The organism is Rhodococcus sp. PBTS 1 (genome assembly GCF_001620025.1).
GTDB lineage: Bacteria > Actinomycetota > Actinomycetes > Mycobacteriales > Mycobacteriaceae > Rhodococcoides > Rhodococcoides kroppenstedtii.
Genome location: NZ_CP015219.1, coordinates 2,639,200 through 2,651,414 on the forward strand (window position 1 = coordinate 2,639,200; position 12,215 = coordinate 2,651,414).

Sequence of the window (12,215 nt, forward strand, 5' to 3'; positions counted from 1 at the left end):
GTACAGCTAGAGCGGCAACGCCGTCTCTCTGGCCGCACCGACGGCTGCCGGTGGGGTGACGCGACGGAACCATTCGGTGCCGAACACCACGGCCAGGACGTCACGCTCCATGGCCAGGAAGGGCCCGAAATCGCCGATCTGCGACTCGTGCACCTGCATCGCGGCGCGCTTGGCATCGAGCACGGCCGTCACGTCCACCGCGGTGGTCAGTTCCGACTCCGGCAGCCCGAACGCCTCCACGTCCGGACGCGGGCCCGACTGTCCCGTCTGCCCTGCCTCGGCACCGTCCGGCTGCTCGTTCCAGGCGGGGTTGGCCTCCATCAGCATGCGCATGTGGTCCCGGTTCATGGTTGCCTCGTAGACGTACGGCACTCCGGCGAGGGCACCCGCCCGGGTGCCGACGTGGTGTACCTGCACGTGGTCCGGATGCCCGTAGCCACCGTTCGGGTCGTACACCGTCAGCACGGTCGCACTTTCCTCGCGCAGCACCTCGGCCAGCGTCGCGGCAGCCTCCTCGACGTCCACCGTCGCGAACGCCCCGGGAGCCGTATTGCCTTCCGTCCCGGCCATTCCCGAGTCCGCGTAGCCCAGGTTCACCACGCGATGCACCCCGAGCACCGCAGCCGAGGCCGCCACCTCGGCCTGCCGTCGTTGCACCAGCGTCTCGCCCTCGTCCAGCAGCCCGTCCGGCACCTCGCCCAGCGCCCCGTCGGTGGCGGTCACCAGTACCACCCGGTGACCGGCGTCGGATGCGGACCGCATGACACCCCCGGTGCCGAAGACCTCGTCGTCGGGATGCGCGTGGAAACACACCAGCGTGCTCATCGCCCCATCGAAGCACAGCAGACGGCGGGCGAGGGTTCGACCGCCCGGCGTCCGGGAACGCCGTGTCCATGAGCAACGACACCACGGTCGACGACGTCTGGGACGACTGGAAGGACGCGGTCAATCTCACTGCCAAGCAACTGGACGAGTGGCTCGACACCGACGAATCGAAGTCCGTCGGCGATTCCTCCGACGGCGAGTCCACCGGACACGCCATGGGCCGGGAGATCGTGCGAATTCTCGGCACGAAGAAGGCGGACCTCACCGACGACGACGCTGCGAAGATGAAGAAAGTGGTCGGCTACGTGCACCGCCACAGCGCCCAGGGGCCGAAGAAGGACGTCGAGAACTCGCGGTGGCGGTACTCGTTGATGAACTGGGGGCACGACCCGCTGAAGTAGGCCCGCCCCAGCCACTCTCGTAGGCGAAGCACGGCATCCGACGCCGGTTCGGGCGAAGTATTCGTAGCCGACCCGGCGAAGTATTCGTAGCCGACCCGGCTGTGGATGTTTCCGAAGATCGGATACGGTCAATTCCACGACCACGTCCGGGTGTCGATTCTCCGGTGTCGTGCTTCGCCGTTCATCCACCAGCGGCTGTCCGTTGTCGAGACCGCAGCAGGGATGGATGTCTCATGAGAGTTGCCTTGGTGTCCGCGCACGCCGATCCTCGGGCGCCCCTGGGCGGAATCGATTCCGGCGGTCAGAACGCGCACGTCGACGCGCTGGCGGCGGCGTTGACCGGCCGCGGTCACAGCGTGACCGTGTACACCCGATGCGCCGACCCCACCGCCCCGTCCGAGCTCGACACCGCCGGCGGTTACCGCGTGTCGTACGTCCCCGCCGGGCCGCCGGGGCCGCTGGCGAAGGAAGACCTCGTCCCGCATCTCGGTGATTTCGCCGACGGGCTCGCGAGCCGCTGGGCGATCGAGCGACCCGACGTCGTTCATGCCCACTACTGGACGTCCGCTTTCGCCGCGCGGCTCGCCACCCGCTCGCGTCCCGTGCCGACCGTGGTCACGTTCCACACGTTGGCCGAGGCGGCCCGACGGAACCGCGGTGATCGCAGTCCCGACACCGTCGCCCGCGGCAAGGTGGAGAAGCTCCTCGCGCGCACCGCGACCCGGGTGGTGGCCACCGCGTCGGAGGACGTCGGCGACCTTGTTCGTCTCGGCGTTCCGCGCCGGTCGATCTCCGTGATCCCGGCCGGCGTCGACCTGGACACGTTTCGTCCGGCCCCGATCGCTCCGAGCGGTCGTCCGCCCCGGCGGCACCGTCTCGCCGCCGCGGGACGATTGGTGCCGCGCAAGGGATTCGATCTGACCATCGCCGCTCTGGCCGCGATCCCCGACGCCGAGCTGAGCATCGCCGCGGGTGCGAACACCGACGTCGCGTCCGACCCGGAGGCTCGGCGGCTGACCGACCTCGCACGCACTCACGGCGTCGCCGATCGTGTACGTATCGGTCCCATCCCCCGCGACCGCATGCCGGACTTCTGGCGCGCCGCGGACCTTGCCGTGTTCACCCCCGGGTACGAGCCGTTCGGCATCTCCGCGGTCGAGGCCATGGCCTGCGGGACGCCGGTGGTCGCCTCGGCGGTCGGCGGGTTGCTCGACACGGTCATCGACGGCGTCACCGGGGTCCTGGTTCCGCGGCGCAGCCCGGGTGCGGTCGCCGAGGCTGTCCGCCGTCTGTTTAACGACGACGGCCGTCGCACCGGGTTCGGGATGTCGGCGGCGGACCGGGCGCGGGCGCGGTACTCGCTCGAGCACATCGCCCTGGACACCGAGCGCGTCTACACGGACGCGCTGCCGGAGCCGGCGGCCGACGACGACCCCGAGGGCGCCGAGGGCACCGACCGCGCCGTGGCCCCGACCGGCCGACTCGACCCCGTGCGGTGAGGGCTGCTTGAATGGTTGGTCGAACGCAGAGCCCGTACGTACGGGCCGGGAAAGGCAGGATGTCGATGTCGGTCGCCGAGAACTCCACGGACTCGTTCCGTGTCGACACCGAATTGCAGAACGGGGCAGCGATCCTCACGGTCGTCGGAGAACTCGACCTGGCGACGGCGCCGATCCTGCAGGACGCGGTGGACGCGGTGCGGGGCGAAGCCACCGAGGCGCTCGTCGTCGATCTCACCGGAGTCGAGTTCCTGGCCTCGGCCGGCATGACCGTGCTCGTCCAGTCCCATCAGTCCGTTCCCGACGGCGTCGTCTTCTCCGTCGTGGCCACCGGTGCTGCGACCGCCCGCCCGCTGCAGCTGGTGGGCCTCGACGAGACGTTCCCGATCCACGCGTCCCGGCAGGACGCCCTCGCGGCCACGGGCGACGCCCGTCGGTCCGATTTCGCCTGACCGCCGCTTCGAGGTGAGGGACCCACGATCCGGGGGTACTACTCCCGCTGTGATCGACGCCGAGACCCCGATGCCGGGGCCCGAACCCCTGGTACTGACCGACCTCGACGCCGACCCGCGCCGCATCTCCGACGTCCGTGTCGTCCTGTCCCGGTGGCTGTCGGCCGGAGCCGTCGAGCCCGACCGGGTGCCGGACGTCGTCCTCGCGGTGTACGAGGCCATGGCCAACGTCGTCGAACACGCGTACACCTCGTCGTCCCACCGCGGGGTGTTCGACCTGCGTGCGGAGCACACGGCCGATTCCGGTCGACTCGAGATCGCCGTCCGTGATCACGGTGCCTGGTCGTCCAGCGAACCCGGCCCCCTCCGCGGGCGGGGACTGCCGCTCATCGAGACGCTGACCGACGACGTGACGGTCACGTCCGCGGCCACGGGCACCGAGGTCGTCATGCGCTGGGACCGTGCCGACGCGGTCGGCGTGCGGGGTGCACAAAGCTCCCGCGATCTCGTAGACTGAGGCCGCACGACAGCACGTCGAACTCGCACCGACCGGGGTTCCGCCTCCTCCAGACCCGGGGAGAGCACTCGCTTTCGCTCTCTGTCCACCCTGGAGGCATCATGACCGCTCTGCACGATTCCCCCGTCGACCCTCCCGACCTCGAGGTCCGGTCGTCCACGACGCCCGATCCCGCCGCCGTGGTCGAGACCGCTCGCCTCGCCGCGATCTCCCGCTACGACGTTCTGGGCAACCCACCCGACGGCGCGTTCGATCGCATCGCCCGTCTGGCCGCGCGGTGGATGGGCACAGCGTTCGCGTCGGTCACCATCGTCGACTCGGATCACATCTGGTTCGCCGCCCGCCACGGCGACGGCATTCCGGACCGCGTCCCGCGCGAGGACGGCCTGTGCTCCTCCGCGATCGCGCACGACGGGGTCTACGTCGTCCCCGACGCTCGGTGCCACGGCCCGGCCGCGAGGAATTCTCTCGTGCACGGACAGGCGGGTATCCGGTTCTACGCAGGCGCCCCGATCGTCACGGCAGACGGCCACCGGCTCGGGACCGTCAACGTCTTCGACACCGTGGCCCGCGATCCCGCCGACATCGCCGACGTCGACGTGCTGGCCGACCTCGCCGCCGTCGTGGTGGACGAACTGGAACTGCGCCTGTCCGCGATGACCACGGTGCGGGACGAGCGCGCCCTGCGTACGCGTGCCGAGTCGGACACCGTCGAGATCACCGACTACGCCGCCGTGCTGCAGCGCACCCTGTTGCCGCCGTCGTTGCCCAGAATCGACGGCCTCACCCTCGCGTCGCATTATCACGCGGTCTCCCCGCTACAGGTGGGCGGCGATTTCTACGACGTCTTCGCGCTCGGTGACGGCCGATGGGCGTTCTTCCTCGGTGACGTCCAGGGCCACGGGGCCGGCGCCGCGTCGGCCACCTCGTTGGTTCGGTACACCCTGCGCGCGGCCGCGCTGCACCAGCCGGATCCCGCGGAGGGTCTCGCCGAGCTCAACCAGGTGCTCATGCTCGACCCCACGCAGAACCGGTTCTGCACCGTCCTCTTCGGTATCGCGACACCCGACCCGCGCGGCGGTTTTCGCATCACGTTGGCCACCGGCGGACACCCACCGGCCCTGCTCCTCGATCCCGACACCGAGGACGTTCACGAAATCCGTTCCAGTACCGGCATGTTCGTCGGAGCCCTGGAGAAGGCGAACTTCAGTGCGTGCAGCTTCCGGCTCGCCCCCGGGCAGACGCTGCTGCTCTACACGGACGGCATCACCGAGGCGCGTCCGGACGGGCGCACCATGTTCGGCGAGGAGGGACTCGTCCACTTCGTGCGGCAGCGTCTCGGACGTCCGGTCGACGACGTGGTCGAGGACCTCGTCGACCTCATTCCCGGACTGCGTCCGATCGACGACATCGCGTTGCTCGCCCTCGGCGCCTGACGGTCACTAGCGGGCGCGCTCCCGCCCGTGGTCGCGCAGCAGCCGAAGTGAGTGCTCGATGGTCGCCGCGAGCACCTCGGGCGGATCACCGTCGAACACTACTCGTTCGGCGGTGACCTCACCGTGGTCGGCGAGGCCGAACCACACCGTCCCCGCCGGCACGTCTTCATCGGTGTCCGGCCCGGCCTCGCCCGTCACGGCGACCGCCAGGTTGGCACCGGTCAGGTCAGCCACCCCGGCCGCCATCGCGCGGGCGGATGCCTCGCTGACCACCGGCCCGTCGGGGACGCGCAGCAGACCGTGCTTGACCTCCTCCGCATAGGCGACGACGCCGCCGCGGAACCAGCGGCCCGACGAGGGAGCGCGACCGAGGTTGGCGGCGATGTTCCCCGCGGTGAGCGACTCGGCCGTGGCGATGCGCAGGCCGGCGCGGTCGGCGAGGTCGGCGATCTCCGCACACAGGTCCTCGAGGTCGGCGTCGCTGTCGACCCGTTCCTCCGGCTGCGCGGCGTCTCCCTCGATGCGTTCGGTCGACATTCGGGTCGTTCCTCCTCGGGCGGTGACGTGGCGGGCCGATCGAAGCCCCGAGGCTCACGGCTTCCCCGGCCGACCGAGCGCAAACACCCTCGGCGAATCGCGGCGAACGGCGCTAGCGTTGACCCATGAGCAGCCTTCGAGACACCATTCGCGCCGAACTGAACGTCCGGTCCTCCATCGACCCGGCCGCCGAAATCGACTCCCGCGTGGCGTTTCTCGCGGATTACGTCGCGGCCACCGGGACCGCCGGCTTCGTGCTCGGCATCAGCGGCGGTCAGGACAGCACCCTCACGGGTCGGCTGTGTCAGCTGGCCGCGGAGCGGGCACGCGAGGCCGGACACGACGTCCGATTCCTCGCGGTGCGTCTGCCCTACGGGCAGCAGGCCGACGAGGACGACGCCGTGATCGCCCTCGACTTCATCCGACCCGACGAGACGGTGCGCGTCGACATCAAGGCCTCCGCCGACGGCGCGGGCACCGCCGCGGCCGCCGCGTTGGGCGTCGACCGGCTGCGAGACTTCGTGCGGGGCAACATCAAGGCCCGTGAGCGCATGGTCGCGCAGTACGCCCTGGCAGGCGAACGCAACCTCCTGGTGGTCGGGACCGACCACGCCGCGGAGGCCGTCACCGGCTTCTACACCAAGTACGGTGACGGCGGCGTCGACCTCGTTCCCCTCACCGGTCTCACCAAGCGGCAGGGCGCGGCGCTGCTGCGCGAGCTGGGCGCGCCGGAGAGCACATGGAGCAAGGTCCCGACGGCGGACCTCGAGGACGACCGCCCCGCCCTTCCCGACGAGGAAGCACTCGGAGTGACCTACGCGCAGATCGACGCATATCTGGAGGGCGAGGACGTGCCCGACGACGCCGCGACGACGATCGAGAGCTGGTACGTCAGGACCCGGCACAAGCGCACGATGCCCGTCACCCCGTCGGACACCTGGTGGCGCGAGACGCACTGAACCGATTCCGGTTGCGCAGGGGACGCGGATCGTGTGTCGACACGCCCGAATGCGGGTAACAATCGTGGCGAGCGCTCGAAAAACGTGGCGTCGAAGTCATCCGCCACGCGGGTGCTCGGGAGCTCTTCTCGTTCGGGAGCTGCCGGCGATCACCCGTGCCGACGGATGCGAGGCACGTCGACAGGAGTTCACCCCATGACCCTGCACATCGAAGAACCGTCGCCCCGCGAACCGGGGCGTGCGCCGTCCGGACGTGACACCGCTCGCGAGGTCGAGACGGTGGTCTGGTCGGACGACGGAGCGACCCAAGACTGGTGGGAGAGTGTGATGTCCCGCTGCACGTCGTACGTCCCCCAACGTGACCGCCGACGTCGTGCACCGCGTCCGCCCTCGGATCGCGCCTGACCGACCGCCGACGTACCACCGCTGACGAACGAACGCCCCGGATCCGATCGGATCCGGGGCGTTCGTCGTTCGCGAGCCGTCGCGGGCATCGATCACTCGACGCCGACGACCTCCTTGGCGATGGCGGCGATCCGCGTCTGCGCGGCGGAGACGACGCTGTGGCGGTTCTTGTGCTGCTCCTCGTACGCGAGGACCGTACGGACGTCGGCGGGTGCGTCGAGGTCCTTGATCGCGGCGACGGCCGCGGAGACGTTCAAGTCGTCGTAGCCGTCGACGGGCAGCTCGTCGGCGGACAGCGAACCGGTGGCCGCGCGGGCCTTGTGGATCGCGTCGGCGACGCCCTCGGCGCCACCCTCTCGCGTGGTCTCCTCGGCGGCCTCGAGCGCCGAATCGCGGCTCGCCACCAGCGTGTCCACGGTGAGCTCGCCGGCCTTCTGGCCGCGGCCGAGCAGCTCGGCCACCTTGGTGGGCACCTCGCGTGCGGTGTCGACAGCACGGTCGACGCTGCGAGCGGACCACGTGACCGGCGTGTTGATCAAGCGCACGGCAGCGCCGGTGGCGGCCTGAATCGGCGTACGACGCAGGGCGGCCGGGCCACCGAGGGCGTCTTCGGCCAGGACGGTCGTGAGCCAGTCGACGGTCGCGGAGTGCGCGTCGATCAGGCTGTCGGCCAGCGAGACGACGGCGGTGTCGTTCGTCGCGGTGGCCAGCGCCTTGACGTACCGGGCGCGGTCGAGCAGCTGGTGCTCGAGCGCGAGGTCACCGAGCAGGGCCTCGTCGAAGGGCTGCGCCTGCTCGGCCACGGCCTTCAACGCGGCGGTGAGGCGGCCGAGCAACGGTGCGACGACGTCCGGGGTGCTCCCCAGATCGCGGATAGCGGTCGCGATGCGCTCGGATCGGGTACGTCCGTTGGCGGCGTTCTCCTCGAGCTCGCGACGCACCGCATCGGTTCGGGCCTGGACGACGCGGGTCTCGGCCACCTGCACCTCGGTGTTCGTCAACTGGAGCAGGGCGCGCAGCTGCGCGACGAGGGTTCCGCGCTGGGTGTCGATCGAGATCTGTGCCATGGTTTGCTCGAACTCCTGACGTGTCGTCGGGTGCCGCGCACGACGCGCGGCGTCGAATCGATCGGTCAGGGGTTACCTCTCGGTAGGAACGGGAAAACCCCGGTGTGGTCGACGCCATAGCAGACGGGCGCGTCCACCGCCACACCGGCCCCTGCGGTTCACAGCCGCCCCACGAGAGGTGACCGACATGAGCACCGACAGCACCGACCTCCCCGACCTCGACGCCGTTCAGGACACGATCGACGAGGCGAAGCGCGCCGCGGAGAAGGCCCCCACCGTGGACGCCCCCGACGGTCCCGCCGGCAGCAACAGCACCGATCCAGCCGGCGCGGACCAGGATCGCCTCCACGACACCGACGACGGGCCGGGTGAGCAGACGGCGGACGCCGCCGAGGCGACGCTCGACGAGTTCGGTGGCGGGGAAACGACCTCCGACGAAGGGTCGACCGAGAACGGCGGGGGCGGTCAGGGCGCTGCCTGATCGTCCCGGACCGGTGACGAGTCGAACGATCGGGCCGACAGTCGCGCGAACGCGTCGAGCAACGGCACCTGACCCACGAGGATCTTGCGCCGCGCCGTCTCCAGGTCGAACCACGCGACCCGGTCGATCTCCGGAACGACCATCGTTCGTCCCGACCGCGGGGGCCACACGATCTCCGCGTCGTTCGACCGCAACGTCGCCGGATCGAAGTCCCCGCGGACGGCGAACGCGGTGACGTACTTCGCGCGGGACTGGGCAACGGTCCCCAGGTCGTGCCACGGCCCGGTCGGCGGGGGCGAGCCGAGTTCCTCCTCGAATTCGCGCGCAGCGGCGGCGGCCGGGCCCTCGGCGGCGGGGTCGAACTCGCCCTTGGGCACCGACCAGGCGCCGTCGTCCTTGCGCGCCCAGAACGGGCCGCCCGGATGGGCGAGCAGCACCTCGGGCGCACCCTCCGCGCCGAGACGGTGAACCAGGACGCCGGCGCTGTGCTTCATCTCGTCGATGCTAGGCCCGGTCGATGTCTCCTCCGGCGGGCTCGATCACGATCCCCCCGGGTTTTCCGCGTCGTCTCACGGGTAGGTCGTGCGCGGGCCGATTCTCGCCCGACGAGAACGGCACCGGTAGCACCGATCACCGACGACAGCCGAGGAGCTGACATGACCGACGTCGCCTCACAGGGCTCGCCCCCGTCCGACGACCGCGGACACCTGACCGACCGTCAGGGCCATCCGATCTACGACAACCAGAACCAGCGCACCGTGGGGTCGCGCGGTCCGGCGACTCTGGAGAACTACCACTTCCTCGAGAAGATCAGCCACTTCGACCGGGAACGCATCCCCGAGCGCGTCGTCCACGCGCGTGGCGCGGTGGCCTACGGGTACTTCGAAGCCACGGGCACGTGGGGCGACGAGCCCATCGCGAAGTACACCCGCGCGAAACTGTTCTCCGAGAAGGGAAAACGGACCGATCTCGCGATCCGCTTCTCCACCGTCATCGGCGGGCGGGACTCGTCGGAGGCGGCGCGTGATCCGCGTGGTTTCGCGGTCAAGTTCTACACCGAGGACGGCAACTGGGACCTCGTCGGGAACAACGTCGGCGTGTTCTTCATCCGCGACGCGATCAAGTTTCCCGACGTGATCCACGCGCTCAAGCCGGATCCGGTGACGTTCCGGCAGGAGCCCGCGCGCATCTTCGACTTCATGTCGCAGACCCCCGAGGCCATGCACATGCTCGTCAATCTCTTCTCCCCGCGCGGCATTCCGGCCAATTACCGCACGCAGCAGGGCTTCGGCGTCAACACCTACAAGTGGGTCAATGCCGACGGTGAGACCCACCTGGTCAAGTACCACTGGATCCCCAAGGCCGGGGTGGCGTCGTTCACCGAGGAGGACGCGGCCGCCACCCAGGCGACCGACCTCGGACACGCCTCGAAGGACCTCTACGAGCACATCGAGCGCGGCGATTTCCCGGAATGGGAACTGCGCGTGCAGTTGATGAGCGACGACGAGCACGAGGAGCTGAACTTCGACCCGCTCGACGACACGAAGGTGTGGCCGGAGAACGACTTCCCGCCCAAGGTGGTGGGCCGCATGGTGCTGGACCGGAACGTGTCCAACCACTTCACCGAGAACGAGCAGATCTCCTTCGGCACCGGTGTCCTGGTCGACGGACTCGACTTCTCGGACGACAAGATGCTCGTCGGACGCACGTTCTCCTACTCCGACACCCAGCGGTACCGTGTCGGACCGAACTACCTTCAGCTCCCGGTCAATCAGCCCAAGGCGCGGGTGGCGACCAATCAGCAGGGCGGGTCGATGCAGTACTCCGTGGACGACGTCGGGGCGAACCCCCACGTCAACTACGAACCGTCGATCACCGGCGGGCTGCACGAGGCGCAGTACCCGACGCACGACGAGCAGGGCCCGGAAATCCGTGGCCGGCTCACACGCAAGCGCCTCGAGCGGACCAACGACTACGAGCAGGCCGGTCAGCGGTACCAACTCATGGATGCGTGGGAACAGGACGATCTGGTGGCCAATCTGACCGCCAACATCTCCGAGGCCACCCGCGAGGTGCAGGAGCGCATGGTGTGGCACTTCCTGATGTGCGACGACGAGCTCGGCGCGCGGGTGGGCGACGGCCTCGGCATCACCGCGGACGACGTGCGCGAGCTGCCACCCCTGGCGTCGCAGACACTCTCGGACGTCGAGGAGGAGCGCCGGTCCAACCTCGGAAAGAACGGGCCAGGCGACGTCACCGGTCTCACCATGACCCACTGCGTCCCGAACGAGCACGTGGTCGTGTCCCGGTAAGTCCGGACAACCGATCTCTGGACAACACCGGGGGCCGGGTTTATCGTCGGAAGTGCCCGTACACCTGGTTCTCCTCGAAGGTTGGTGGTGCCCATCGACGAGTCGACATCCGTTGCCGCGCATCGTCTGTCGAGTCCGCCGTGGACGTCGACGGGCCATGGAGCGCAGCGCTGAACCGCAAGAAAAGCAACACCGGAATTCACAACCATCCGATCACCGCGAAGCCCCCCGGTAGCGAGCTACCGGGGGGCTTCGTTCGTGCCGAGTCCGTGCTGCGTGTGCCGGGTCAGCCGGCGTTCGGATCGAGCGTTTCCTTGATGTTGCCCATCACACCCTTCTCCGTCCCGAGCGCGGCGTTCGAGGGCTCGCCCAGACCGCCGTCGTACGTGGCGTACAGCTTGGGATCCGGCGGCGGCCCGCTCTGCACGTTGCCCAGCGGCTGCGGGTCGGCGAGGAACTTGTTCTCGTGCCGCCCGTCCGGTGCGGTGCCGTGTGCCCAGCGACCCTTGTCGGACTCGGTGCCGTCGGACAGGTGCCAGAGCGTGCTCGCGTGCTCCTCGTACTCCTCGTCGAAGAGGTCGTTCGGCGCGACCACGCCCTCGAGGCCGTCGGCCTGCAGTTCCTCGATCGCCGCCAGCCACATGTTCTGGTGGTAGGTGTCGCGGGCGAGGTTGAACTTCAGCATGGCCTTCACGCCCGGATCGTCCGTCATGTGCCACAGACGCGCGGTCTGCACTCGGCCCTGCGCCTCGGCGGCGACGTTGGCGCGAAAGTCGGCAAGGAGGTTGCCGCTCGCGACGATGAAGCGGCCGTTCCAGGGCACACCGTTGCTGTCGGCGAGGTTCGGGCCCCCGCCGGACACGATGGCCTGCTGCGGATCCATGCCGCCCATGACGGCGGCGACGACCGGATCCATCGACGCGTTCTTCGTGGACTCGGTGGCGGGGGCCCCTTCGAGGAGGCGCGCGACCATCGTGGCGATCATCTCGACGTGACCGATCTCCTCGGTCGCGATGTCCATGATGAGGTCCTTGTACTTGCCCTTCATGCGGCAGTTCCAGCCTTGGAACAGATACTGCATGGTGACGGTCATCTCCCCGTAGGCACCGCCGATCAGTTCCTGCAGTTTGCGGGCGTAGACGGGGTCCGGCTTCTCCGGCGCGACGTCGAACTGCAGGTGGTCCGTGTGACGAAACATGGGTGTCTCCCGACTGTGGGACGAACGTGTGATCGTGCTCGGCCTGTCGGGTGGTCTCCATCCAGGCGAGCCTCTCGGACGCGGGGCGGCTACCCGAGGCCGAACCGGGCAAACGGTGCACGACAA

At 69.4% G+C, this 12,215-nt stretch carries 13 protein-coding genes; 8 read left to right on the top strand and 5 right to left on the bottom strand.

Going from position 1 to position 12,215, the window contains the following annotated elements; translation table 11 throughout:
* Window positions 1-6: 6 nt before the first annotated feature.
* The gene (locus A3Q40_RS11925; RefSeq protein WP_068102459.1) at window positions 7-825 is read right to left on the bottom strand and encodes a PIG-L family deacetylase; all 819 of its coding nucleotides are present in this window, start codon (window positions 823-825) and stop codon (window positions 7-9) included.
* Between the two features lie 68 nt (window positions 826-893).
* On the opposite strand from A3Q40_RS11925, the gene A3Q40_RS11930 reads away from it, so the two are divergent.
* From A3Q40_RS11930 to A3Q40_RS11950, 5 genes are all read left to right on the top strand, one after another.
* Entirely contained in the window at window positions 894-1,226 is a 333-nt protein-coding gene (locus A3Q40_RS11930; RefSeq protein ID WP_068106071.1) for a DUF3140 domain-containing protein, read from the top strand.
* A 233-nt stretch (window positions 1,227-1,459) separates the two neighbouring features.
* Window positions 1,460-2,725, top strand: coding sequence for a glycosyltransferase (locus A3Q40_RS11935; protein WP_069972944.1), 1,266 nt, complete (start codon window positions 1,460-1,462; stop codon window positions 2,723-2,725).
* Window positions 2,726-2,790: 65 nt separating this feature from the next.
* A complete protein-coding gene (locus tag A3Q40_RS11940) occupies window positions 2,791-3,177 on the top strand; it encodes an STAS domain-containing protein (RefSeq protein WP_069973033.1) in 387 nt (128 codons plus the stop codon).
* Window positions 3,178-3,226: 49 nt separating this feature from the next.
* The gene (locus A3Q40_RS11945; protein WP_235606286.1) at window positions 3,227-3,694 is read left to right on the top strand and encodes an ATP-binding protein; all 468 of its coding nucleotides are present in this window, start codon (window positions 3,227-3,229) and stop codon (window positions 3,692-3,694) included.
* Window positions 3,695-3,795: 101 nt separating this feature from the next.
* Window positions 3,796-5,130: a PP2C family protein-serine/threonine phosphatase gene (locus A3Q40_RS11950; RefSeq protein WP_082833888.1), complete on the top strand. Its 1,335-nt coding sequence runs from the start codon at window positions 3,796-3,798 to the stop codon at window positions 5,128-5,130.
* 6 nt (window positions 5,131-5,136) lie between these two features.
* Here the strand turns inward: A3Q40_RS11950 and A3Q40_RS11955 are convergent, their stop codons facing one another.
* Window positions 5,137-5,667 (bottom strand): CinA family protein, encoded by a 531-nt coding sequence (locus tag A3Q40_RS11955; protein ID WP_068102460.1) that lies wholly within the window; start codon window positions 5,665-5,667, stop codon window positions 5,137-5,139.
* A 125-nt stretch (window positions 5,668-5,792) separates the two neighbouring features.
* Here A3Q40_RS11955 and nadE point away from each other — a divergent pair, with 125 nt between their 5' ends.
* The gene (gene nadE, locus A3Q40_RS11960) at window positions 5,793-6,626 is read left to right on the top strand and encodes an ammonia-dependent NAD(+) synthetase (RefSeq protein WP_068102462.1); all 834 of its coding nucleotides are present in this window, start codon (window positions 5,793-5,795) and stop codon (window positions 6,624-6,626) included.
* Window positions 6,627-7,123: 497 nt separating this feature from the next.
* Here the strand turns inward: nadE and A3Q40_RS11970 are convergent, their stop codons facing one another.
* On the bottom strand, window positions 7,124-8,098 hold the full coding sequence (locus tag A3Q40_RS11970) for a hypothetical protein (RefSeq protein WP_068102466.1): 975 nt from the start codon (window positions 8,096-8,098) through the stop codon (window positions 7,124-7,126).
* Between the two features lie 187 nt (window positions 8,099-8,285).
* Here A3Q40_RS11970 and A3Q40_RS11975 point away from each other — a divergent pair, with 187 nt between their 5' ends.
* A complete protein-coding gene (locus A3Q40_RS11975; protein ID WP_157889568.1) occupies window positions 8,286-8,579 on the top strand; it encodes a hypothetical protein in 294 nt (97 codons plus the stop codon).
* Here A3Q40_RS11975 and A3Q40_RS11980 read toward each other — a convergent pair.
* Window positions 8,564-9,073, bottom strand: a complete 510-nt coding sequence (locus A3Q40_RS11980) for an NUDIX domain-containing protein (RefSeq protein WP_068102470.1) — start codon at window positions 9,071-9,073, stop codon at window positions 8,564-8,566. The two genes, A3Q40_RS11975 and A3Q40_RS11980, sit on opposite strands and share 16 nt — an antisense overlap.
* A 162-nt stretch (window positions 9,074-9,235) precedes the next feature.
* On the opposite strand from A3Q40_RS11980, the gene A3Q40_RS11985 reads away from it, so the two are divergent.
* Window positions 9,236-10,891, top strand: coding sequence for a catalase (locus A3Q40_RS11985; RefSeq protein WP_068102471.1), 1,656 nt, complete (start codon window positions 9,236-9,238; stop codon window positions 10,889-10,891).
* Window positions 10,892-11,177: 286 nt separating this feature from the next.
* Here A3Q40_RS11985 and A3Q40_RS11990 read toward each other — a convergent pair whose 3' ends face one another.
* Window positions 11,178-12,089, bottom strand: coding sequence for a manganese catalase family protein (locus A3Q40_RS11990; protein WP_068102473.1), 912 nt, complete (start codon window positions 12,087-12,089; stop codon window positions 11,178-11,180).
* Between the last annotated feature and the right edge of the window lie 126 nt (window positions 12,090-12,215).